Source organism: Martelella mediterranea DSM 17316 (assembly GCF_002043005.1).
GTDB lineage: Bacteria > Pseudomonadota > Alphaproteobacteria > Rhizobiales > Rhizobiaceae > Martelella > Martelella mediterranea.
In genome coordinates this window covers 3,722,972-3,746,310 of sequence record NZ_CP020330.1, presented here as the reverse complement: position 1 = coordinate 3,746,310, position 23,339 = coordinate 3,722,972, and the positions used below count along the sequence as shown (strand labels likewise).

20 protein-coding genes and 1 pseudogene are annotated in these 23,339 nt (G+C 62.7%); 7 read left to right on the top strand and 14 right to left on the bottom strand.

The genetic code is table 11. The features are described from left to right. Positions 1 to 38: 38 nt before the first annotated feature. Positions 39 to 998 carry a hypothetical protein gene (locus Mame_RS17395; RefSeq protein WP_018066353.1) on the bottom strand — a complete coding sequence of 320 codons (960 nt, stop codon included), beginning with the start codon at positions 996 to 998 and terminating at the stop codon, positions 39 to 41. Between the two features lie 122 nt (positions 999 to 1,120). Here Mame_RS17395 and Mame_RS17390 point away from each other — a divergent pair, with 122 nt between their 5' ends. Then, complete coding sequence (locus Mame_RS17390) at positions 1,121 to 1,705, top strand: nitroreductase family protein (protein WP_018066354.1); 585 nt, start codon at positions 1,121 to 1,123, stop codon at positions 1,703 to 1,705. A 5-nt stretch (positions 1,706 to 1,710) separates the two neighbouring features. Then, positions 1,711 to 2,319 (top strand): flavin reductase family protein, encoded by a 609-nt coding sequence (locus Mame_RS17385; RefSeq protein ID WP_018066355.1) that lies wholly within the window; start codon positions 1,711 to 1,713, stop codon positions 2,317 to 2,319. A gap of 82 nt (positions 2,320 to 2,401) precedes the next feature. Here the strand turns inward: Mame_RS17385 and Mame_RS17380 are convergent, their stop codons facing one another. Then, positions 2,402 to 3,076, bottom strand: a complete 675-nt coding sequence (locus Mame_RS17380; protein WP_018066356.1) for a hypothetical protein — start codon at positions 3,074 to 3,076, stop codon at positions 2,402 to 2,404. 181 nt (positions 3,077 to 3,257) lie between these two features. Then, positions 3,258 to 3,830 (bottom strand): NADPH-dependent FMN reductase, encoded by a 573-nt coding sequence (locus Mame_RS17375; RefSeq protein ID WP_018066357.1) that lies wholly within the window; start codon positions 3,828 to 3,830, stop codon positions 3,258 to 3,260. 167 nt (positions 3,831 to 3,997) lie between these two features. Here Mame_RS17375 and Mame_RS17370 point away from each other — a divergent pair, with 167 nt between their 5' ends. Further along, positions 3,998 to 4,399 carry a winged helix-turn-helix transcriptional regulator gene (locus Mame_RS17370; RefSeq protein WP_085986575.1) on the top strand — a complete coding sequence of 134 codons (402 nt, stop codon included), beginning with the start codon at positions 3,998 to 4,000 and terminating at the stop codon, positions 4,397 to 4,399. A 271-nt stretch (positions 4,400 to 4,670) separates the two neighbouring features. Here the strand turns inward: Mame_RS17370 and Mame_RS17365 are convergent, their stop codons facing one another. The 5 genes from Mame_RS17365 to parE all read right to left on the bottom strand — a co-directional run bounded on the left by Mame_RS17365 (position 4,671) and on the right by parE (position 11,766). Continuing rightward, positions 4,671 to 5,372: a L,D-transpeptidase gene (locus tag Mame_RS17365; protein WP_026173747.1), complete on the bottom strand. Its 702-nt coding sequence runs from the start codon at positions 5,370 to 5,372 to the stop codon at positions 4,671 to 4,673. Between the two features lie 164 nt (positions 5,373 to 5,536). Beyond that, positions 5,537 to 7,210, bottom strand: a complete 1,674-nt coding sequence (locus Mame_RS17360; protein ID WP_018066360.1) for an alpha/beta hydrolase — start codon at positions 7,208 to 7,210, stop codon at positions 5,537 to 5,539. Positions 7,211 to 7,226: 16 nt separating this feature from the next. After that, positions 7,227 to 8,189, bottom strand: a complete 963-nt coding sequence (locus Mame_RS17355) for a patatin-like phospholipase family protein (protein ID WP_018066361.1) — start codon at positions 8,187 to 8,189, stop codon at positions 7,227 to 7,229. Positions 8,190 to 8,460: 271 nt separating this feature from the next. Beyond that, entirely contained in the window at positions 8,461 to 9,600 is a 1,140-nt protein-coding gene (locus tag Mame_RS17350; protein ID WP_018066362.1) for an esterase-like activity of phytase family protein, read from the bottom strand. 114 nt (positions 9,601 to 9,714) lie between these two features. After that, positions 9,715 to 11,766 carry a DNA topoisomerase IV subunit B gene (parE, locus tag Mame_RS17345; RefSeq protein ID WP_018066363.1) on the bottom strand — a complete coding sequence of 684 codons (2,052 nt, stop codon included), beginning with the start codon at positions 11,764 to 11,766 and terminating at the stop codon, positions 9,715 to 9,717. 279 nt (positions 11,767 to 12,045) lie between these two features. Here parE and tpiA point away from each other — a divergent pair, with 279 nt between their 5' ends. The 3 genes from tpiA to Mame_RS17330 all read left to right on the top strand — a co-directional run bounded on the left by tpiA (position 12,046) and on the right by Mame_RS17330 (position 15,193). Beyond that, positions 12,046 to 12,828, top strand: coding sequence for a triose-phosphate isomerase (gene tpiA / locus Mame_RS17340; protein WP_026173748.1), 783 nt, complete (start codon positions 12,046 to 12,048; stop codon positions 12,826 to 12,828). 127 nt (positions 12,829 to 12,955) lie between these two features. After that, the gene (gene secG / locus Mame_RS17335) at positions 12,956 to 13,384 is read left to right on the top strand and encodes a preprotein translocase subunit SecG (RefSeq protein ID WP_018066365.1); all 429 of its coding nucleotides are present in this window, start codon (positions 12,956 to 12,958) and stop codon (positions 13,382 to 13,384) included. A 177-nt stretch (positions 13,385 to 13,561) separates the two neighbouring features. Then, positions 13,562 to 15,193, top strand: coding sequence for a CTP synthase (locus tag Mame_RS17330; RefSeq protein WP_018066366.1), 1,632 nt, complete (start codon positions 13,562 to 13,564; stop codon positions 15,191 to 15,193). Positions 15,194 to 15,224: 31 nt separating this feature from the next. On the opposite strand, the pseudogene Mame_RS17320 reads toward Mame_RS17330, so the two are convergent. The 6 genes and pseudogenes from Mame_RS17320 to Mame_RS17295 all read right to left on the bottom strand — a co-directional run bounded on the left by Mame_RS17320 (position 15,225) and on the right by Mame_RS17295 (position 22,633). Then, positions 15,225 to 17,693 (bottom strand): annotated as a pseudogene (locus Mame_RS17320) (sensor domain-containing protein). 339 nt (positions 17,694 to 18,032) lie between these two features. Next, positions 18,033 to 18,581 carry an RBBP9/YdeN family alpha/beta hydrolase gene (locus Mame_RS17315; RefSeq protein ID WP_018066369.1) on the bottom strand — a complete coding sequence of 183 codons (549 nt, stop codon included), beginning with the start codon at positions 18,579 to 18,581 and terminating at the stop codon, positions 18,033 to 18,035. 30 nt (positions 18,582 to 18,611) lie between these two features. Then, a complete protein-coding gene (purB, locus tag Mame_RS17310; RefSeq protein ID WP_026173749.1) occupies positions 18,612 to 19,919 on the bottom strand; it encodes an adenylosuccinate lyase in 1,308 nt (435 codons plus the stop codon). Positions 19,920 to 20,019: 100 nt separating this feature from the next. Further along, positions 20,020 to 20,736, bottom strand: coding sequence for a DUF2259 domain-containing protein (locus Mame_RS17305; protein ID WP_018066371.1), 717 nt, complete (start codon positions 20,734 to 20,736; stop codon positions 20,020 to 20,022). A gap of 119 nt (positions 20,737 to 20,855) precedes the next feature. Then, complete coding sequence (gene rpe, locus Mame_RS17300) at positions 20,856 to 21,521, bottom strand: ribulose-phosphate 3-epimerase (RefSeq protein WP_026173750.1); 666 nt, start codon at positions 21,519 to 21,521, stop codon at positions 20,856 to 20,858. Between the two features lie 20 nt (positions 21,522 to 21,541). Next, positions 21,542 to 22,633, bottom strand: coding sequence for a branched-chain amino acid ABC transporter substrate-binding protein (locus Mame_RS17295; protein ID WP_018066373.1), 1,092 nt, complete (start codon positions 22,631 to 22,633; stop codon positions 21,542 to 21,544). Between the two features lie 147 nt (positions 22,634 to 22,780). On the opposite strand from Mame_RS17295, the gene Mame_RS17290 reads away from it, so the two are divergent. Beyond that, positions 22,781 to 23,275, top strand: a complete 495-nt coding sequence (locus tag Mame_RS17290; RefSeq protein WP_026173751.1) for a flavin reductase — start codon at positions 22,781 to 22,783, stop codon at positions 23,273 to 23,275. Positions 23,276 to 23,339: the final 64 nt, after the last annotated feature.

Below are 23,339 nucleotides of genomic sequence, written 5' to 3'. Positions count from 1 at the left end.
CGCGGACATAAGTCGATTCCGTCTGGCTGCGGCGGGCTTCAATCGAACCCGTCGGCGTCGGTGTTCGCCTTGTTTTCCGACAGCAGCAACTCGACATCCTCGGTGCCGGCGGAGGAGACCGTGAAGGTCTTCTCGAAGAGGTTGTCGTGGTTGCGGGCCACGGCGGTGTAGCTGCCCTCGGCGAGGATCATCGTCGGCATGGCGCTGCTGCTTTCGGTCAGCACGTCGCCGGACGCGCCGAGCACCGTCCAGGCCGTGTCGGCGAGCGCTTCGCCTCCCGTTTCGCCGGCAAGCTTCAGGGTCACCTCGGCGGCATTGATCTTCAGCTTGGCGTCGGTGATCTCGCCGGCCTTGACCTTCAGCCTGGCATGGGTTTCGGCATTCAGCGTGCCATAGGAGGATACCACGTCATAGGTTCCGGCGCGCAGGCGCAGAATGCTGCCGGGCGCGATATCCTCGGCCACCAGTTCGCGGCGGTCGTCGTGGTCCTCATAGACCGAGAAGCGAAGCTCGCTGGCGCTGGCGGGCTTGCCATCGCCGAGCCGGGCATTGAGCATCAGTCCGCCGGCGTTCAGCACAAAGGAAATTTGCTCCGCCTCGCCGGCCTCGTGGGCGATGCGCACCTTGCGCGTTGCCGACGCCCGGCCGAAGGCGCAGTTGATGAAATAGTCGCCGGGGGAAAGCTCGATGGTCTTGGTGCCGCCCTCGGCCGATGCGACCAGTCGCAGCCGGCCGTTGGTGTCCGGAATGGTGGTGAATACCCGCCAGAACAGGCCGTCGCGCATGACATTGCCATCCTCGGCCAGCCGCGCCTCCAGCTTCACCGGGCGCTTTTCGCCGGGCTGCTGCGTGCCTCGCATCAGGGAGAAAGGATCGTCGGAGTGAACCGATGGCGTGCTCTGGGCCAGCGCCCCGGCCGGCGCGGCCAGCATAAGCCCGGCCATGACCGCGGCGAAGGGCCGAAGGCTCTGATGTCTTGGCGTTCTGTGCGGAAACATGTTGCTCGCCGGTTGACTTGCATACCGCAAGTGTTCACTTCAATGTCCGATTGCGTAGTGACCCGAATATCGTGGCGTTTTCAAGAGCGTCGCATGATTTTTTGACTGAGTGAGGCCCCGCCGTGACTGCCAAGAATGACACCCTCATCGATTTCCTGAAAACCCGCCGCTCGACGCCGGTACTACAGCTTGCGGCCCCCGGGCCGGATCGCGGCGAGATCGCGGAAATGCTGACCATCGCCTCGCGCGTTCCCGATCACGGCAAGCTCGCGCCCTGGCGCTTCATCGTGTTTGCCGGCGCGGCGCGCGAGGAAGCGGGCGAGAAGCTTGCCGAGATCGTGAAGGCGGACGATCCGGAAGCCTCGCCGGAGCGGTTGAAGCTGGAGCGCGAGCGTCTCACGCGCGCGCCGCTGGTGATCGCCGTCGTCAGCCGGGCGGCGGTTCATCCCAAGATCCCGGAATGGGAACAGGTGATGTCGGCGGGCGCGGTGTGCTACAATCTCGTGGTCGCGGCCAATGCCTTTGGCTACGGCGCGACCTGGTTGACCGAATGGTACGCCTTCGATGAGCGCGCCAAGCCGGCGCTCGGCCTGGAAGCGGACGAGAAGATTGCGGGCTTTATCCATATCGGCACCCGCACGGAAGCGCCGTTCGAGCGCGTGCGGCCGGCACTGGACGATATCGTCACCTGGCGCGGCGAGGCCTGATCACCATGTTCTACACCACAGACACCAATGCGCATGGCATGCCGCATGATCCGTTCAAGGCGATCGTCGCGCCGCGGCCGATCGGGTGGATCGGCTCGCGCGGCCGGGACGGCAAGGACAATCTCGCGCCCTATTCGTTTTTCAACGCGGTCTCGTCCGCGCCGCCGGTGGTGATGTTTTCCTCCGACACGGTCAAGGACAGCTTTACCAATATCGAGGAGACCGGCGTCTTCACCGCCAGTCTCGTGAGCCGCGACCTCGCCGAACAGATGAACATAACCTCCGCCAGCCTGCCGCGCGGCGAGAGCGAGTTCGAGGCGGCCGGCCTGACCGCCGTGAACGGGCAATTGGTGGACGCTGCCTTCGTGGGCGAAGCCTATGCGGCGCTTGAGTGCCGCGTGACCCGGATGATGGCGGCTCCGACGCTTGATCGGTTCCCGACCGAAAGCAGGTTGGTGTTCGGCCAGGTGGTCGGCATCCACATCCGCGATGAAGCAATCGGCGAGAATGGTCTTCTCGATATGGCCAGGATCCGCCCTGTCGGTCGCATGGGCTATCTGGACTATGCCGAGTGCGGCACGCCTTTCCAGATGAAGCGTCCACGGCGCGGCTGAGGCAATTCAGGGGCGCTGCGGGCTCCCGACGTCTTCGCCTCGGGTGTGCTCACGGTGGATTACACGAACCTGCCGGCCGAGGTCAGGCGGCGCCAAAGGCGTGTTTGATGATGCCGATATGGTCGGGATTGCCGGTCAGCTTGCCGGTAAAGCCGGTGCGCGCGGACTGGTGGCAGGCGGTTTTGAAGGCCGCGGTGGCGCTGCCCGGGCCGGAGAAATCAATTGCCGGTATGCCGAGATTGCGTGCCGCCAGCATGGTTGCGACAGCGCCGTGGCGGGCGATATCGCTGTCCGCCGTTTCGCCGCCCAGCGGCTCGGCATCATAGCCGAGCGCGATCAGGCGGCCGAGCTTGTGGATGAAGTGGCGGGCGTTCAGCAGGCCGCCGCCATTGTCGCCGATCATCGCGATCAGGGCGATCGCGTTCTCGGTCAGACCTTCGCGGGCCTCGGCGACCCTCAGCAGCGTCTCTGCCATTTGTATTCGGGCGGCGCTTTCGACGCCGCGCAGGATGATGCCGTCCGGCGCGCATTTCGCGGCCTCGGAGAAGTCCGCGATGTTATAGGCCTTGGAGATTGGTTCGCAGATCAGGAAGATCGGCAGCGACGGCAGCAGATTGCGAAGCGAGGCGACGCGGCCGGCAAGGTCTCTCTCGCCGGCAACGGGAAGACAGAGGCAATCGGGCTGGCTCTGTCGGGGATCGAACGGCAGGGGCTCATCGGAGCCAAGCAGCCAGACTTTCATGCGGCGAATGTCCATGCGTCATTCCTCCAACCGGGTCTCCGTCGGGCTGCAGAATGACAAAACGCCCGCCGGTTTCAAGCGGCGGGCGCGGCTATCCACGTCATTTATGACGGATATGCTTCGGGTTCGTGAAATTTCTGCGATTTTCGCGTTTGCGGTCGTTGTGGATGCGGACCGCAATCACGCCGGAGCCGAATCAGCCGGCGCTGCGGATCGTCGCCAGCGGCCCGGCCCATTTGAACAATTCATCGAGCATGCCCTTGGCGCCCGCGTTCATTTCGTCATTGGGCGTGAATACGCCGTCTTCGCTGATGAATTTGGGAAACAGCGGAACCGGAACGACCTGCGGGATAGCATGGGCATTGAGATTGCCGAGCAGCGTGCGAAGTTCCTGCGCGGAGCGAAGGCCGCCCGAAATGCCGCCATAGCTAACGACGCCGGCCGGCTTGTAGCCCCATTCCAGCGAAAGCGCCTGGATGGCGTTGATCAATGCTGCCGGCGGAAAATAGTCGTATTCCGGCGTGACGAAGACGAAGGCGTCGGCCGCCTGAACGCTGGCGCTCCATTTCTTGCTGTGTTCATGTTCGTATTTCTGCATGCGCGGATGCGCCGCTTCATCGAGCAGAGGCAGGTTGAAATCGACGAGATCGACCAGCTCGACCTCGAATTTGCCATGCGCGCGGGCAGCGCTTTCGACCCATTTCGCGATCTTGGGGCTGACGCGGCCGGGACGGGTGCTGCCGATGATGATGTTCAGTTTCACAATCATTCTCCTTGCCGGCGCGGGCGCGCCGGTCTTCAAATTCAAAACCCTTAATGGGTGTCATTTCCGGGGAGGAACGCGACCATGAAGGTCACAAAAAATGACTTGCTAAAATTAAATGACCGCATACCTTCATGCAAGAACGCAATTTCTTGGAACCAGGTCACATCGAGATGACTAATACGGGATCAAAGCCCGAAACAAAGCCCGAAACAAGGCCCGAAACCAGACATGTTCTGGAACGGTGTCGAAATGTCGCGCCCATCCTGCAGCGCGTGGGCGACAAATGGTCGATGCTGATCATCATCGTGCTGATTGACGGGCCGTGCCGGTTCAGCGTGCTGAAGCGCACGATCGACGGGATTTCCCAGCAGATGCTGACGCGGGTGCTGAAGGCGCTGGAGCGGGACGGGCTGATCAGCCGAACCACCTATCCGACCAGTCCGCCGCAGGTGGAATATGCCCTTACCGAGCTCGGACTTTCGCTGAGCGAGCCGGTGCTGCGTCTTGGCGACTGGGTGCGGGACAATATCGGCAGGATTGAGGCGTCACGGGAAACCTACGACGCCCGGTAACGGGCTATGACAGAGGCCCCCGGAAAACCGGGGACTATCGCATATGACTTTGTCGCATAGCCCCCCAATCTTCTCGCCCCGGAGGGGAGAGATGTCGCGACAGCGACAGTGAGGGGGGAGCCTATCACCGCGAGCGCTCTCACGATCTGAAGCACTGCACCACCCTCACTGCCCCTGTCGGGGCATCTCTCCCGCCAGCGGGAGAGAGTAATGGGAGCAAGCTGCTACGCCATATGCGATAGCCCTGCCGGAAATCCGGTGCCGATGCAATTCACTGATAAACGACGATCGGCGTCGGCAGGTTGTCGACCCGGTTGTAAAGGTCGATGACATCCTGGTTCAGCATGCGGATGCAGCCGGAGGAGACCGCCTTGCCAATGGACGTCCAGTCCGGATTGCCGTGGACGCGGTAGAGCGTGTCCTTGCCATTTTCGAAGATATAGAGGGCGCGCGCGCCGAGCGGGTTCATCAGCCCGGCCGGCATGCCGCCATTGGCTTCGGAATATTCCTTGAGCTTGGGGTCGCGCTCGATCATTTCTGCCGGCGGGAACCATTTCGGCCATTCCTGCTTCCACTTGATCACGCCATTGCCGCCCCAGGAGAAGCCGGCGCGACCGATGCCGACGCCATAACGCATGGCGGTGCCGTTTTCTTCCACCAGATAGAGGAAGCGGTTGGGGGTGTCGACGACAACGGTGCCGGGCACTTCGCCGGTCGGATCCTTCACGCGCTGGCGATAATACATCGGATCGATCTGCTGGTAGGGCACGGCCGGAATCAGGTAGCCGTTGTCCTCAACCGGACCATACATGGCATCGAGCTCGGCGACCGTGTAAGGGGTGTCCTGGACGCGCGGGGAGGGCGGGGCGACCGGGGTGATATCGCGCTGGCTGACGCAGCCTGCAAGCACAGCGGTGGTCGAAACGGCGCCGAGAAGAAATGTCCGGCGCGACATCGTTTTATCAACGAGCATTCAAGCCTCTTGTATTGGTGATTTGTATATCGATTACGGCTTTTATCCGACCGGATTGCCGCTTCATAGCGGCGCGTGATCACAATCCCGGGATCGGGTCACTTGATGCGGCGAGTGTGGCGGAAAACACGCATTTCCGTGAGAAACGGCAGTTGCCGCGCGGCCTATTGCACCGCGCAGCCGGTATCCTTGCCCAGATTGCAGATCTGTTTCAGCGCTGTCGTGCGCGCCGGCGACCAGTCCTGCGGACGGGAAACGGCGACCCAGGCGTCGATATAGTCGCGGGCGAGGTAGTTGTGACCGAAGCCGGCCGGCAACGCCTTCGAAAGCGCCATGTCGAGCGCAAGCTGGAACTGGGTGACCACGGGCACGAACCGCAGATAGGGCGAAACATCGGGCGCTGGCGGCTCGCGCATCCATTCCGGTTCGATGAAGCTCGCATTGGGTTCGAAAAACACAATCGGATCAGAGGCATATTGCAGGAAGTTGATCCGCACTCTGCCCCAGTTATCGCCTTCCGCCTGCGGCTTTCTGAACTGCGAGGAAAAGCGGACGACGGCGCTGTTGTCGATCACCGGCAGCACGTAAGGCGTGCCGGTATTGCGCGCTGCGACGGTGTGGCGCCAGAGATAGGACGGGAAGGGCGGCCCGGCCCAGACCGCGCCGGCAACCGGCACGTCCAGCATCTGGAAAACGTTGAAGGAATACATCGACGACCATGCGCCGAGACTGATTCCATGCATGTAGAGTTCCGGACGGCTGTCTTCCGGCAGGGTGCGCCAGTAGCGATAAACCTCTTCCATCGTCGCGGTGGCCTGTTCGAGGCCGGTGTCGGTTTCGAAGATCAGCGCCAGCGGCGATTGCAGGAAGGAATACTGAACCGCGACCGTCGCGACATCGCCATTATGCATGTATTCGAACGTATCGTGGGCGCCGGGATCAAGCCAGCCGGTGCCGGTCGGGCTCGCGATCATCAGATAGGCGCGGTCAAACGCTCCGAGGCGCTGCATTTCCTCAAGCGCGATCCTGGCGCGTTCCTGCGGCTCGTCGGCCTGCGACCGGCCGACATAGACGCGGATCGGGCGTTCGGCCGGGCGGCCGGTGAAGGTTTCGATATCCTCGGCGGACGGCGCGCTGGTGACGAAGTTGCGGCCGGGCTGGCCCATCGCCTCCCAGCTCGCCAGAGAGCCGGGGCCTCCGGCGATAAAGGAATCGGTGGGGGCCGGCGGGGCGGTTTCGAACAGGTCCTGCGCGGTCTCGTAGCTCTCATCGAGGAAATCGAAGATCGCCGGCACCACCCAGTCGCGGCTGGCCACGAGCACGACCAGCAGCACGATGACGACGCCGGCCAGATTGGCCGCGCGCGGCGACATCACCCGGTAAAGCCGCAGCCGGACGATATCGAACGCCTTCTGAAACAGGGCGCCGATCAGGAACAGCACGATGAAGACGGCAAGCCCGACGGCGAGGATGCCGAGCACCGTGCTGCCTTCCAGCAGCTCCATGTTGACCCGGGAGCGCACCGAATTCTGCCATTCGGTCATCATCGACAGGCAATAGACGAGAAGGATGAGGGCCGCGGCGTTCACCACCGCCAGGCTGATGGCGCGCCAGCGGCCGCGCGGCTCGGGGATCTGCAATCCGCGCCACAGCGCCACGAAGAACCGCCCGATCATGTAGCCAAGCGCCATCACGAGGCCGGCCAGCACGGCCTGCAACGGCCATGCCCGCGGGATCAGCGATGGTGTCAGGGACGCGGCGAAGAACGCCAGGCCGAGCGCGAGCGAAAAAAGGCTGATTGAGAACCAGCGCGCGGTTGTCGGCGTTTCCGTCTGCATTGCGGCTGACCCGTCCTTATCTGTTCTGCTCTGAGAGCTCTTCCATCTGCCGCTTGAAGGCATCCTGATCCTTGTCAACGGTCGAAAGGATCGTCTCGATGTTGAAGAAATCCAGAGGCTGATAACGCCCGACATTCGGCGCCACGAAAAGGTCCGGCGCCGCGTTTTTGAGTTTTTCCACCACGATCGAGTGCTCGGTGATGGAAAACGACCCGGCCCAGGTCTCGAACGACCCCGGAATGCTGCCGTCATTCTCGATCGTCGATCCGGTCACGTCGATGCCGATGGTGATGTAGCGGTCGGCGTCGAGAAGGTCGAAGGGCGTCGGGTTCACGAAGCCGCCATCAATCAGCACCCGGCCGTCGCGTTTGACCGGGGTCAGCAGAACGGGCAGGGCGGAGGACGCGGCGATCGCCGACAGCAGCGGACCGTCCCGCATCACATATTCGTTCTGTTCGTAAAAGTCGGTCGCGACGATCGCGAGCGGTATCTCCAGCCCGGCGAAATCGGCGGGCAGGTCCGCAGGCAGCAGCGCCGCAAACAGCACCTCCGGCTCGATCACCGCCGGGCGGAACAGGTTGAACAGCGAGCCCCAGGTTTCGCCGGTATCGATCAGCAGGCGCTTCAGCAGCGACTGGCGCTGGGTCAGCAAGTCGACGGCATATTCCCGGATTTCGTCGCCGCTCATACCGCTGGCGTAGAGCGCGCCGATGATCGAACCCATCGACGTGCCGGTCATCTCTCTCGGCTTGATGCCGAGTTCATCCAGGCTCTGGAGATAGGGGATATGGGCAAAGGCCTTGGCCGCGCCGCCGCCGAGCGCCAGCGCAAAGCCATCGCGGCCGACAGGCTCAGCCTCCAGCGCGACGCCGGGCAGATTGCGGGTGATCGTTCCCGGTCGGGTTTCGGCCCTGGCAAGACCGGTCGCGCCGGCCAGACCGGCGGCGGAGGCGATGATGAAGTTTCGGCGCGAAGTCATTGTTTCACAGAGCTTTTCTTTTTTGTCTGGCACAGACTATAGAGAGCGTATCCATGCCCGACAAGCACGGAAGCCGGCTCAATCATGGAGTTTGCGGAGAAACTGGTTTAACGCGTTGGTACCATGGATTGAGTTTCGTCTCTAACGCCGTGTTTCTTCAACATATAATTAACCTTAACAGTAATCTTGCACCCAGTGCCTTCCCGAGCAGATCGTGGGGCCGCGTTTCACGGTGACGCGGCCCCGCCTCCTTGATTTTGCAAGGGCCGTCTTAGCGGTTCAGACCGGGCAGGCTTTCGATCCGGAAGGCCAGGAACTGGGTCTTCTGTTCGGCGTTGAAATTGTTGTCCGAGGCCAGCAGCAGGAGCGGCGTTCCGTCTTCCGACCGGCCGATCGTCATTGCCTCGATATTGTCCGGCGCAAGGCCGATGGCGCCGAGATCGAGGATCTGGGTCTTGGCGACCGGCACGATGGTTTCCTCGCTGTCGGCAAGCGACGCGATGGCCGAAACATCGGTCGCGCCGTCGAGATCGATCATGAAGATCCGGATGGTGAAGCCGCGGTTTTCGGCGAAGCTGCGCTCGGAAACCAGAAGACGGGTGTCGTCGAGCGGCATCATGTCGGAGAGGCCGTTGTCGTTCCATGCGCCGCCATCGACCGGCGCGTGGGGAATCGGGTCGATCATGTAGATATACTGCGCCATCGGCTCGCCGGTTTCGGCATCGTAGCGCACGATCCGGGAAGGGCTCGCCGTGGTCAGAGATGAGGCGGGGCCGTCCTGATAGAGCGCTGCCTCATTGGCCACCAGCACATCGCCTTCGGGCAGCACAGCAATGCTCTCGAAGGCATTGTTGTTGCGGATGCCGGTGGCATGGTCCTCGCTCGGCGCAAAGCCTTCCGGCAGGGTGAACGCGCGCACGAAATCGCCATCGGTCGATGTGATGCGCACGAACGGCGCGATCATCGCCTTGCCGTCGCCCTCGCTCGACCAGATCAGATTGTCGCCGAACAGGCGGATCTGCTCCGGGTCGACCGTCTTCTCCGCGAAGGGCGATCCGTCCTCGTCCTTCAGCGTAACGGTCCGCACAACGGAGACATCTTCGATGCCGTCGGCGCTGGAGCGGATGTCGAGTTCGTAGAATCGGGCGGGGGCCTTCTGGGAACGGTCGTCGGAGATCGCGACGTAACGGCCGGTTGCGGCATCGCAATCGATCCCGGAAATCCCGCCGAACTCGACGCCGTCGACCATGGTGCCGGTATCGATGGCGAATTCACCGGCGAATGTCAGGCTGACGGGGGCATCGCAGTCGTTGATGGGGCAGTCGACGGCAATTGTCTCGCCGATCTCGGCGGCGTGGGCGCCGGCGGCGAGCACGGCGATAAGGGCAGTGGCGGAAAGCAGGGATTTCATGGCAGCACCTCGTGTGAGACGGCGGGAGTTGACCGTCATTGAGGTAGTGCCCTCGCTCGTTATCAGCCGTATGACACCGGCCCCGTGAAAACGTCTCCGGGCCGGCGCTCCTCGTCAGATATCCAGATTCTCCGCAAACGCCGCGTTTTCCTGGATGAAGCGGAAACGGGCTTCCGCCTTGGTGCCCATCAGGTCCTCCACGGCGGCCTTGGTGCCTTCGAAATCGATCTCATCGATATCGACGCGCAGAAGCGTGCGCTTCTTCGGGTCCATCGTGGTTTCCTTGAGCTGGGCCGGCAGCATTTCGCCAAGCCCCTTGAAGCGGCTGATCTCGACCTTGCCGCGACCTGAAAACATGGTCTTCATCAGCTCTTCGCGATGGGCGTCATCGCGGGCATAGGCGGTCTTGCCGCCCTGGGAAAGCTTGTAGAGCGGGGGCACTGCCAGATAGAGGTGGCCCTGCCGGATCAACTCCGGCATCTCGGTATAGAAGAAGGTGATCAGCAGCGAGGCGATGTGCGCGCCGTCGACGTCCGCATCGGTCATGATCACGATGCGTTCGTAGCGCAGGTCTTCCTCGCGGTATTTCGTCCGCGTGCCGCAGCCAAGCGCCTGGATCAGGTCGGCAAGCAACTGGTTGGACGAAAACTTGTCGCGCCCGGCGCTCGCCACATTCAGGATCTTGCCCCGAAGCGGCAGGATCGCCTGATTGGCACGGTTGCGCGCCTGCTTGGCGGAGCCGCCGGCCGAATCGCCCTCGACCAGAAACAGCTCCGCGCCAGCCGCCGTGTTCTGCGAACAGTCGGCAAGCTTGCCGGGCAGGCGCAGTTTCTTGACCGCGGTCTTGCGGTTGACCTCACGCTCCTTGCGCCGGCGCAACCGCTCCTCGGAGCGTTCGACCACCCAGTCGAGCAGCTTTTCCGCTTCCGCCGGATTGGCGGAGAGATAAAGGTCGAAGGGATCGCGCAGTGCGTTTTCGACGATCCTCTGCGCCTCGACGGTCGCCAGCCTGTCCTTGGTCTGGCCGACGAATTCCGGCTCGCGGATGAAGACGGAGAGCATGCCGACGGCCGAAATCATCACGTCGTCCGTGGTGATCTGCGCGCCGCGCTTGTTGCCGATCATCTCGGCATAGTTCTTCAGCCCGCGCATCAGCGCTTGGCGCAGGCCGGCCTCGTGCGTGCCGCCCTCGGGCGTCGGGATGGTGTTACAGTAGGAGTGGACATTCGGGTCGCCGCCATACCAGGCCACCGCCCATTCGACAGCGCCGTGGCCGCCGGTCTTCTCGTTCTTGCCGGCGAAAATCTCGCGGGTGACGGTGAAGTCCTTGCCGATGGTGGCGGCGAGGTAGTCCTTCAGCCCGCCGGGGAAATGGAACTCGGCCTTTTCCGGCAGGTCCTCCTTGCCTTCGACCAGCGAGGGGTCGCAGGACCAGCGGATCTTGACGCCGCCGAACAGGTAAGCCTTGGAGCGCGACATCCGGAAGATACGGGCCGGATCGAACTTCGCGCGCGGCCCGAAGATTTCGGCATCGGGATGAAACCGGATCTTGGTGCCGCGCCGGTTCTGGGTCGGGCCGCAATCCTCAAGCTCGCCCTGCGGCACGCCGCGCGAGAAGGAAAGCCGGTAGAGCCGCCGGTCGCGGGCGATCTCGACCTCCAGCAGATCGGACAGCGCGTTGACCACCGAGACGCCGACGCCGTGCAGGCCGCCGGAGGTCTCATAGGCCTTGCCGTCGAACTTGCCGCCGGCATGGAGCTTGGTCATGATCACTTCAAGCGTCGACTTACCGGGCACCTGCGGATGGTTTTCCACCGGAATGCCACGACCGTTGTCGGTAACCGTCAGGAACCCCTCGGCGTCGAGATGGACGTCGATGAAATCGGCATGGCCGGCGACCGCCTCGTCCATCGAGTTGTCGATGACTTCCGCAAACAGATGATGCAGCGCCTTTTCATCGGTGCCGCCGATATACATGCCAGGGCGCATGCGCACCGGCTCCAGCCCTTCGAGTACGCGGATCGAGGATGCGCCATAGTCGGCGTTTTCCACCGAAGCGGGCGCGGATTTCCTCGGCTTGCTGGCGCTGGCGCGCTCGGGCTGCGTGGTATCGGTTTCGGCCTTGCTGCCGCCAAGATCGGCGAAGAGGTCTTTGCTGTTGTCCATAGGGTCGGGCAGCCTGTAAAGATCGGTTTGCGCCATAATCGACGCGTTGCGGCGAATCACCCTGCTATTCTGGCAAAGTTTTGGTCGCGAAGCGATGCCGCGCCAGATTCTCGCTATAAGGGTGTGGATAGTGTGATGCGCCCTATAAAGCCTTGATCGGGCCTTCTGTCAAACTGCGGGCGGCAAAACGCCCTTTGACGGCGCGCGCAAAACGGACGACAAGGGAAAACCTTTGCCGGCCGGGCCGGCCTTGAAGCAATGAATGGGAGAAAGACGAAGATGACTGCCGCAATACGCCCCATGGTCGCCGGTAACTGGAAGATGAACGGAACCCGCGACTCGCTGGCTCAGATCCGGGCCATCGCCGAAGGGGTGAGCGGCGGGCTCGCCGACAAGGTCGATGCGCTGATCTGCCCGCCGGCCACGCTGCTTTACGTCGCGACCACGCTGACGGAAGACACGCGACTGCTGATCGGCGGCCAGGACTGCCATGAAAAGGCGCGCTCCGGGGCCCATACCGGCGATATCTCGGCGGAGATGATCAAGGACTGCCTCGCCACCCATGTCATCGTCGGCCATTCGGAACGGCGCGCCGAGCATCACGAAACCAACCGCACCGTTTCCACCAAGGCGCGCGCGGCCTATGATCAGGGCCTGACCGCAATCGTCTGCATCGGCGAAAGCCGTGAGGAGCATGCCGCCGGCCGCACCATGGAAGTGTTGAAGACGCAGCTGTTTGAATCCATGCCGGACGATGCCACCGCAGACAACACGATCATCGCCTATGAGCCGATCTGGGCGATCGGAACCGGTCAGACGCCGGGCCCGGAGCAGGTGGCCGAGGTTCATGCCGCCATGCGCGCGGATCTGGTCGAGCGTTTCGGCGCGGCGGGCGAGAAAATCCGGCTTCTCTATGGCGGCTCGGTGAAGCCGGCAAACGCCCGCGAACTGCTGAGTGTCGCCAATGTCAACGGCGCGCTGATCGGCGGCGCCAGCTTGAAAGCGGCCGATTTCCTCGCCATCTATCAGGCCTATGAGGATATCTTGTCCTCGGCAAAGTAGGAATCGACGGCGGATCGGGCCGAAAACGGCCAGAAAAAGGGGTTGGATTGCTGGCCGGCCTCATGTAGAGAGACGCCAGTTATTCTAGCGGGCCCGGACCTTCAAGGCGGGGCCGGATTGGACATTCATGCAGACGGTATTGATCGTAATTCACCTGATAATCGTCGTTGCGCTGGCCGGTGTGATCCTCATCCAGAGGTCTGAAGGCGGCGGGCTCGGCATCGGCGGTGGTTCCGGTTTCATGACCGCGCGCGGCACGGCCAATGCGCTGACGCGCACCACGGCCATTCTCGCAACGCTGTTTTTCGTGACCTCGCTCGGTCTCGGCATTCTCGCCCGTTACCAGGGCAATCCGTCGGATATTCTCGACCGGATCGAACAAAACGCCGAAACCGATGGGCAGGGCATCCTCAACCAGCTTGGCGGTTCCGTGACCACGACGCCGGATGCGCCCAATGAGAGCGGCGTTCCGAGCGGCAGCGAAGGTTCTTCGGCTCCGGCCGTCAGCACCCCGGCGCAGGATTCGAACGCCACCGGCGTTCCCACCGGCGACTAATCGCCGAACTCGAACTGACATCAGCCGGCGGGCCTCCCGCCGGCATTTCTTTGGGCCGCTCGTCGCGCGCAAGCGTCGGCGATGCGGCATTGTTGTGACAATCGACCGGGGATGCATGGGCTTTTTTGCGTAAAGGCTCTGGCAGAATCGGTTTGAAAACGGTATCGGAATAAGCCCATGGCGCGATATATTTTCATCACAGGCGGCGTGGTTTCCTCCCTCGGAAAAGGCATTGCCGCGGCAGCACTCGGTGCATTGCTGCAGTCACGGGGCTATCGGGTCCGGCTCAGGAAGCTCGATCCCTATCTCAATGTCGATCCGGGCACGATGAGCCCGACCCAGCACGGCGAGGTGTTCGTCACCGATGACGGGGCGGAGACCGACCTCGACCTTGGTCACTACGAGCGGTTCACCGGCCGCTCGGCGACCAAGACCGACAACATCACCACCGGCCGCATCTACAAGAACATTCTCGACAAGGAACGCCGCGGCGACTATCTCGGCGCGACCGTCCAGGTGATCCCGCACGTCACCAACGAGATCAAGGACTTCGTGCTCGAGGGCAATGAGGATTTCGATTTCGTGCTGTGCGAGATCGGCGGCACGGTCGGCGATATCGAGGCGATGCCGTTCATGGAAGCGATCCGCCAGCTCGGCAACGATCTGCCGCGCGGCAACGCCGTCTATGTTCACCTGACGCTGATGCCCTATATCCCGGCGGCGGGCGAATTGAAGACCAAGCCGACCCAGCATTCTGTCAAGGAGTTGCAGGCGCTCGGCATTCATCCCGATATCCTGCTGGTGCGCGCCGATCGGGAAATTCCCGAGGCCGAGCGCCGCAAGCTCTCGCTGTTCTGCAATGTGCGCGAATCCGCCGTCATCCAAGCGCTCGATGTCGCCAATATCTATGACGTTCCGCTCGCCTATCACCACGAAGGGCTGGACGACGAGGTGCTGCACGCCTTCGGCATCGACCCGGCGCCCGTGCCGCGCATGGATGCGTGGAAAAAAGTCAGCGAACGCATCCGCACCCCGGAAGGCGAGGTAACGATCGCCATCGTCGGCAAATATACCGGGTTGAAGGACGCCTATAAATCGCTGATCGAGGCGCTGCATCACGGCGGCGTCGCCAATCGGGTCAAGGTCAACCTCGAATGGATCGAGTCGGAAATTTTCGAGAAGGAGGACCCGTCCCCCTATCTCGAAAAGGTCCATGGCATTCTGGTGCCGGGCGGCTTCGGCGAGCGCGGTTCGGAAGGCAAGATCCAGGCGGCCCGCTTCGCCCGCACCCACAAGGTCCCGTATTTCGGTATCTGCTTCGGCATGCAGATGGCCGTGATCGAGGCGGCGCGCAATCTGGCCGGCATCAAGGATGCCTCGTCCACGGAATTCGATCGCAATGCCAGCGAGCCGGTCGTCGGCCTGATGACCGAATGGGTCAAGGGCAACACGCTGGAGAAGCGGTCCGACAGCGATGATCTCGGCGGCACGATGCGGCTCGGCGCCTACAAGGCCCACCTTGGCGCGGAGACCAAGATTGCCGAGATTTACGGCACGACCGAAATCTCGGAACGCCACCGCCATCGCTACGAGGTGAATTTCGGCTATCGCGACAAGCTCGAGTCCTGCGGGCTGGTGTTCTCCGGCACGTCGCCGGATGGCGTTCTGCCCGAAACGATCGAATATGCCGACCATCCCTGGTTCATCGGTGTGCAGTACCACCCGGAACTGAAGAGCCGGCCGCTGGAGCCGCATCCGCTATTCGCAAGCTTCATCGAAGCCGCTCTGGAGCAGAGCCGGCTGGTATAGGCTTACATTCAAAGCGGACGCTACCGCTGCTCTACGCCACCACGGTTTGCTCGCGCAGCACCTTCTCTATTTCGCTGGCCGGCATCGGCCGGCCCAGCCAGTAGCCCTGAAGGACGTCGCAGCCGAGCTTGGTCACGATCTCGGCGTGGCGCCTGGTTTCCACGCCTTCGGCGATCACCTTGATCTTCAGCGTCTTGGCGATGTCGATGATCGATTTGACGATCGCGCGCTAATCGGGCGAATGCGGCAGCGGCAGGACCAGTTCGCGGGCGATCTTGAGCCCGTTGGGCGCGACCTTCAGGAGGCCGCTGATCGATGTGTATCCCGTGCCGAAATCGTCGACATCGATGCAGATGCCCAGCCTCCGGAGCTGCTTCAGATTGTAGGCGCTGATATCGTCCGGCTCGTCCAGGAAGATCGATTCCAGAAGCTCGAAGGTCAGCTTGCCCGCCGGAAGCTCGAATTCCTCCAGCGCGGAAACCAGCGCCGGATCGCTCAGGCGGCGCGGCGAAAGGTTGAGCGAGATGCCCGGCGGATCGAGCCCGAGATCGCTCCAGCGCCGGAAATCGCTGGTCGCCTGGGCGAGGATACTGGTATCGATCATGTTCATCAGGTTCAGCGTTTCCGCCAGCGGCATGAATTCCGACGGCTGGCCGAAACTGCCATCGGCGTGGCGCCAGCGCGCCAGCGTCTCGATGCCGGTCAGCCTCAGCGTCTTCGCGTCAAACTGCGGCTGGTAGAAGGGGATGAAGTCGCATTGCTCCACCGCCTGCATCAGCCGGTCGACAGGCGTGCGGTTGGCGGCAACCGCGCTTTTGAGATCGGCTGAGTAGAAGGCGATGCGGTTCTTGCCCTGCTGCTTCGCCAGCTTGAGTGCGAGGTCGCTGTTCTTCATCAGGCTGCCGGCGGACAGGTCTTCGCAGGCGTCCGCGGTGACGATGCCGACGCAGGCGCCGATCCGGATGCGATGCTCGCCCACTTCGAGCGGCTTGGACAGTTCCAGAAGCATGCGCTTTGCGACCTGTTCCAGGCCGGCGGCGCCATTGGTATAGCTGCAGATGAAGGCGAATTCGTCGCCGCCGACGCGCGCGACGAAATCATTGTGGCGGCTGACGCTCAGCAGAACCTGGGCGGCATGGCGCAACACCGCATCGCCGGCGCCATGCCCGTAGCTGTCGTTGACGGCCTTGAAGTCATCGATATCGATATGCATCAGTGCGATCTTGCCGGCCGTTGTCGGCGCCATTTCGACGCGGCGCGACAATTCATCGTCGAGAAAGCGTCGGTTGGGCAGGCCGGTCAGATAATCGTGCAGGGCCGCCTGCTCGATGTCGGACTTGGCGCGGTCGAGCTCGAAGTTGCGGGCTTCGGCGAGCTGCTTTGCGGTGATCAGGTCCTGGCGCAGCCGCACCTCTTCCGTCACATCCCAGTTGATGCCCAGAATGTTCTGCTGCCCTTCATCGTCGATCCGCATGGTCATCAGAGCGCGAACATGACGCACGGAGCCGTCGTCCTCCCGGTAGATCTTGAACTCATCCGAAACCGGAGGATCGCCGGGCTTCAGCGAATGCAACGCCGTCCTGATGCGATTGAGGTCATCCGGGTCCGCGATCGCGCCAAGACGGCTGGCGTGGTAGGTTTCGGCCTCTTCCCCAAATCCGTAAATCTCGCAGATGCGCTTGTCGGCAATCACCAGGCCCGTTTCCGGATTGTACTCGAACACGCCGATGCGGGAGGTGCTCAGGGCCAGTTCGAGCCGCTGACGGGTGCGCGAAAGAAGCATTTCGGCATTCTTGCGGTCGGTGATGTCGCGATCCGTGCCGACGATCCGGGCCGGCTTGTGGTCGGAGAAGCTCGATACCGCGTCGCCGCGACACTCGATCCAGATCCAGTGTCCATCCGCATGGCGCTCGCGGTATTCGAAGTTCATGTATTGAGGATCGCCGGTCTTCTGGCGCTCGATGGCTTTGGCAACGAAATCGCGATCGTCCGGGTGGACCAGTTGCAGCCATTCCTCGGTCGATCCGAAGGGCTGCGGCCCACCACCGGGGTAGCCGCGCATCGTCAGCCAGGTTTGCGAATAGAAGAACTGGCCGCGCCGGTAATCATGGTCCCAGACGCCGAGCCCCGAACTGACGAGCGCATAATCCCAGCGATGGGCGCGTTCGTTGGCTTCCAGTTCGCGCAGCTTTTGTGCGTTGATATCGGTGCAGCTCAGCAGGGAAAGCGCTTTGCGGCCTTCGTGTTCGGGCCGCAAGGGCTTGTTGGAGCAGAGCATCCAGCGCCAGGGACCATCGGGCCGCGGGCCGAAACGTATTTCCCGGGTAAGCGGCTTGCCCTTCTTCTCCGCCGTGGACAGCAGGGATTGCAGGACCGGCCGGTCGTCAGTGTGAACCCAATCGAGAATATTTGCGCCGACAAGGTCGCTTCCCTGTGCGATCGCCTTGAAGCTGTCGTTGACGGCCCGGATTTTGAGACTGAAGACGTCAAGCGCCGCCATCGCGACTGCCGAGCCTTCAATTGCGGCGGTCGCTATTCCCGATTTGCTCCAAAACTCACTCCTGTCCTCCGTCAACGTTTGCCCTCTTGCTGGAGGCGGTTTTGACAGATGCTGGACTTGCTTTGCTCGGCTGCAAGGCCGCATCAGCCCGGTTCGCGCGCTCCCCTCGATTTTCTATATTTGGCCGATCCGGATGCAAAAGTCATCGTGGACCGACCCTACAAGTGTGGTCCATGAATGAAGAAAGTCAATTCTGATTTGAAAGCGGAAGAGAATTCAGTCCGCTGAAGGCGTGTCCGAGATATCGTGAAGTCCGGCGTTTTCCGGCGATATCCTGCCTTACAGATGCGCCAGAAACCGCCCGAACATCAATATGCCCTCGGGCCAGGGCCCGAACCCGTCTTCCTCGTTGATATGCCCGGCCTCGCCGACATCGAAGAAGGCCGAACCCCATGCATTGGCGACGTCGCCGGCGTGATCGAAGGAGCCGAAGGAATCGTTGCGGCTGGCGATCACGATGCTCGGAAATGGCAGCGGGTCGCGCGGATAGGGACCGAAAGTCTGGAGATGCTTCGGTCTAATCTTCGGATTGTCGACCTCCGGCGGTGCGACGAAAAAACCGCCGGCCACAGGTTTTTCGAACCTGGGCAGGCCGAGGATCGCGGTGGGGATGCCGAGGGAATGAGCGACCAGCACGACCGGGCGCGTGGAGGCGTTTACCGTCTCGACGAGTTTGTCGACCCAGTCCCCCACGACCGGCTTGTTCCATTCCGCCTGCTCCACCCGCCGGGCCGTCGAGAGCTTCTGCTCCCAGCGGCTCTGCCAGTGTCCCGGCCCGGCATTCTTGTAGCCGGGGATAAGAAGGATATCTGCTTCGGAGGCTTTCATGAGGATCGTCGTCTTGGATAGAAGCGGGCGTCAGGCTTCGCCGAAAACCCGCTTGAAAATGGTATCGGCATGCTTGGTGTGGTAGCCGAGGTCGAACTTCTCGCGGATCGTCTCTTCGGAAAGGGCGGCGCGCACTTCCTCGTCGGCGAGCAGTTCCTCCAGGAAGTCCTTGCCTTCCTCCCAGACGCGCATGGCGTTGCGCTGGACGAGGCGATAGGCGTCCTCGCGCGACACGCCGGCCTGCGTCAGCGCCAGCAGCACGCGCTGTGAATGTACCAGCCCGCGGAACTTGTTGAGATTGTTCATCATCGTCTCGGGGTAGACGAGCAGCTTGTCGATCACGCCGGTGAGCCGCGCGAGCGCGAAATCGAGCGTTACGGTGGCGTCGGGCCCGATCATCCGTTCGACCGAGGAGTGCGAAATGTCGCGCTCATGCCACAGCGCCACATTCTCCATCGCCGGCATCGCGAAGCTGCGCACCATGCGGGCGAGGCCGGTGAGGTTTTCGGTCAGAACCGGGTTGCGCTTGTGCGGCATGGCCGACGAGCCCTTCTGGCCCGGCGAGAAATATTCTTCCGCTTCCAGCACCTCGGTGCGCTGCAGGTGGCGGATTTCGGTGGCGAGCCGCTCCACCGACGAGGCGATCACGCCGAGCGTGGCGAAGAACATCGCATGCCGGTCGCGCGGGATCACCTGGGTCGAAACCGGCTCGGGCTTCAGGCCCATGGCTTCAGCGACATGTTCTTCGACCCTGGGGTCGATATTGGCGAAGGTGCCGACGGCGCCGGAGATGGCGCAGGTGGCGATTTCCGCGCGCGCGGCGACAAGCCGGTCGCGGCAGCGGTCGAACTCGGCATAGGCCTGTGCCAGCTTGATGCCGAAGGTGGTGGGCTCGGCATGGATGCCGTGCGAACGGCCGATCGTGATCGTGTCCTTGTGCTCGAAGGCGCGGCGCTTCAGGGCGGCAAGCAGCTTGTCGAGGTCGGCGAGCAGCAGGTCGCTCGCGCGGGTGAGCTGGACGTTGAAACAGGTGTCGAGCACGTCGGACGACGTCATGCCCTGATGGACGAAACGGGCGTCGGGGCCGACGATTTCGGCAAGGTGGGTGAGGAAGGCGATGACGTCATGCTTGGTGACGGCCTCGATCTCGTCGATGCGGGCGACATCGAAGGTCGCGGCGCTGCCCTTTTCCCATATGGTCTTGGCCGCGCTTTCCGGGATCACGCCGATTTCCGCCAGCGCGTTGCAGGCATGGGCCTCGATTTCGAACCAGATCCGGAATTTCGTTTCCGGCGACCAGATTTCCGTCATCTCGGGGCGGGAATAACGCGGTATCATCGAGGCTTCGTCCTTCACATTTCCATCTGGCAATGCGCATAGACCATTTCCGGCGCAAATGAAATCTTTGCGCCGGCAAAATGCTCCGTGTCCCTGTGTTTTACGGGCGGAACGGCACCGCGATCCAGCGGCCGTTCGGGCCCTCGAAGCCTTGCGACAGCACGATCACCAGCGCGACATGCACGGCATCCGGCCCGCCGCCGCCATAGGTCATCATGCCGCCAAGGCGGTAGTCGAGCGGACAGTTGCGGCTTTCCGGCAGTCGTTCGTCTTCGTGGATCTCCCGTTCCTTGCCTTCCGGGCTGCGATAGGTCAGGCGAAAGCCGCGGGCATCGGGCGTGATGTCACGGCAGGCTGCCTTCGGGGCGAGCGGGAAGGTTTCGAGGACCATCTCGCTGACGGGCGACAGGTTCGGGTGGGCACGATACCTAATCGTCCCGTTATCGCCATTGTTCTCCGTCACCGGGTTGAAGGCGGCAAGCCAGCCGGGGTGGTCGAGCAGGTTGTAATCCTGGATCATCTGCAGAGCCTCGCGCACGGCGAGCGCGCGCGCCGCGCTGATCGAGGCATTGTCGGTTTCGGTGCGAAGGCGGAACGGGGTGCCCTCCAGAAACGCGTCCTTTTCCGTATCGATGAAAAAGATATTGGAATAGGCGAAGCCGGAACCGTCTTCCTGGCCGTATTCCTCGAAGGCAAAGACCTTTCCGTCTTCTGAAAAACCGAGCGGGGTGAAGGCGGCGAAATCACCGGCGTTCGCGTTGGCCGCGGCAAGCGCGGAGACCACCGTTGCGCCGAGAATGCGTGTAAGACCTGGCATTGCAGCACCTTTTTATTGGCCGGCGCGGCGCCGGCATATCGGCAAACCCTATCGGTCGGGCGCGTGACATCGCTCCCGCCCGTTGACCCATTTTCAAGATACGCCTGAAACGCGGTACGCTAGACTGCGGCCGACCGCATCGCATCGATGGCCGGCCGGTAACTGCCGCCCTCGGCCTTGCCGAAGATGGCCGAACCCGCGACCAGCACATTGGCGCCGGCCCTGGTGACCGCCTCCACCGTGTCCGGCGCGATGCCGCCATCGACCTGAAGCTCGATCGGGCGGTCGCCGATCAGCGCTTTGACCTGCTCGATCTTGTCGAGCATGGCGGGGATGAACGCCTGGCCGCCGAAACCGGGATTGACGGTCATCACCAGGATGAGGTCGAGATCGTCGATCACGTTTTCGATCGTCGAAACCGGGGTTGCCGGGTTCAGCGCCACGCCCGCCTTCTTGCCCAGATTGCGGATCGTCTGGAGCGAGCGGTGCAGGTGCGGACCAGCCTCCTGGTGCACCGTGATCCTGTCCGATCCTGCCTTGGCGAAGGCCTCGAGATAGGGATCGGCGGGCGCGATCATCAAATGGCAGTCGAAGACGGCATCCGTATGGCCGCGCAATTTGGCGATGATCGGCGGGCCGAAGGTGATGTTGGGCACGAAGTGGCCGTCCATGACATCGAGATGCACCCAGTCGGCGCCGTCATCGACGACGGCGCGCACATCCTCTCCCAGTCTGGAAAAGTCGGCGGAAAGTATGGAGGGGGCGATGCGCAGGGGACGTTTCACTGCATGTATCCTTCTTGGTATTACTGGCGGGCCGAATCGAACACCGGTACGAATTGATTACCCTGCCAGCGCAAAAGAAAATACGGATTGTCCGCAAGTTCGTGGCGGTCGGTGAAGGAAACGGGGCCGAGCGCGGTGTCGAACTGGCCGGCGGCAAGCATCGCGGCGAGCCGGGCGGCATCGCCATCCGCCGCCGCCATTGCCTGGGCGGCAAGCTCGACCGCGCTTGCGGCGGGCACGACATAGCCTTCCGGGATGATGCCCTGGCTTTCGGCGAGGTCCGCGAGATTGGCGGCAGGGGGAAGCTCGCCATATTCGGGAATCCCGATCGCCATCACGCCGGGTTCGAGCGGCACATCGGTTTCCCTTGCGTTGAGCGCCTCCGCGCCGAGGATGGTGAGATCGACGCCCTGCTGGATCGCATCCCGCGCCACGATGGCGACATCGCCGCGCGTGCCGCCGATGAACACATGGGTTGCGCCGGCCTGGGCGAGGCGGCGGACCAGCGACAATTGCTGCTCCTGCGCGGGCCGGAACGTATCGACGAGCACCGGCTGCAGCCCGCGTTCCTCCAGCATGTTGCGGACGGCGTTGACCATCTCGCGGAAATAGATCGTTCCGTCGTCGAGCAGGGCGACCGGCTGGTCGATCCATTCGCCCATGATGAAATCGACGATTGCGTCGGTCTCGTCCTGATCATTGGGTGCCATGCGGAACAGCGGCCAGCCTTCCTTCAGTGCTGTGGCCATCAGCGGCATCGAACGGGCGGAAAGGGTGATCGCCGGAATGCCGGCATCCCGCAGCACCGGCATCGCGCCGCGCACCGTCTCGCTGCAGAAGAAGCCGATGGCGATATCGACGCCGGCATCGGCAAGGGTGCGGCCGATGTCCGCGCCGCTGCCATCCTCGCAACTTTCATCCACGGGGGTCAGCGCGATATCACGGTCGCGGGCGGCAAGGTTCGCGCCGTCAAGCGCCTGTTCGCCGAGAACGGCGTAGTCTCCGCTCACCGGCGCGACAACGCCGATCTTCAGGCTCTCGGCCGCAAGGGAAGGAGCGGCGGCGAGCCCGGTGATGGCGAGGCCAAGGAGACAGGCGTGAATGGATCTCATGATCGCGCGTCCTCTTCTCAAAACTTGCCGCAATGAACCCTGTCATAACCCTTGCCAGATGCAGGGGCAACGCCGTAAGTACCGCAACTGAATATCGAAGGGATGGTTCCTTGACAGTTTTTTCCACGCATGAGCGCGGCATTTCCCATGCATGATGATCCGCATTTTTCCAAACATTACCGCGATGCGATGGCCCATTATGCCGGCCACGTCCAGATCGTGACGACCGCCAGCGGCGGCGTGATGCGCGGCGTCACCGCCACGGCCGCCTGCTCGGTTTCCGACGCGCCGCCGACCGTGCTCGCCTGCGTCAATCGCATGAACGAGCACAACGCAATATTTGAGGAAAGCGGCAATTTCGCGCTCAATACGCTTGCCGCCCATCATCGCCCGCTCGCCGATGCCTTCGCCGGCTTCACCGGGCTTTCGGCCGAGGAACGGTTCGCCATGGCCGAGTGGGAGGTCGAGGCAAGCGGCGCGCCCGTTCTGGCCGATGCGCTGGCCAGCTTCGACTGCCGGCTCGTGGAAGCCAAGGCGATGACGACGCACTGGATCCTGATCGGCGAGGTCGTCAGCGTGAAGATGAGCGCGCCCGGAGAAGCCTTGCTATACTACAGGCGCGGCTATCACTACTTGTCGTGAAGTGCGGTCATCTCGAAAATACAATTGACGGAGAATGCGTTTTCGTAGTATATGAAGCGCATAC